General features: G+C 48.6%; 1 protein-coding gene. It reads left to right on the top strand.

The window, feature by feature from the left end:
- On the top strand, positions 1-393 hold a 393-nt coding region (locus ACYVRH_RS14950; RefSeq protein WP_461257644.1), incomplete at both ends, for a biotin--[acetyl-CoA-carboxylase] ligase.

The raw sequence follows: 393 nt of genomic DNA, 5'->3' as shown, positions 1-393 counted from the left end.
GGGCAAGAGAATCGGCAGTCCGAGGCGCGGAAAGCGGGAGTGTTTTTACGGCGGAAAAACAAAGCTCAGGCAGGGGAAGAAACGGCAGAACATGGGTATCGCGGCAGGGCGGGCTTTTCTTTTCTATTTTAGAACGTCCGCGCCTTACAATAGCGGACTATACCCAACTGTCGCTTATGATGCAAATTGCCGTCGTGCGCAGTCTGTCGTCAATCTGCGGCAAAAAAGCTTTTTTGCGCTGGCCAAACGACATCTATATCGATCACCGGAAGATTGCGGGAATTACAACCGAAGTTTGCGGCGAAGGCGATTTAATTATATGGCATATTTCCAACGAATACTCAGGCGAATGCCATTGCAATTTGTGTCAGGAAAATTTCAGGAGTTACCTAA

This window comes from Treponema sp. R80B11-R83G3, assembly GCF_054786115.1.
Note: the sequence above shows the minus strand (reverse complement) of the source record. Positions and strands in the feature narration are given on the sequence as shown.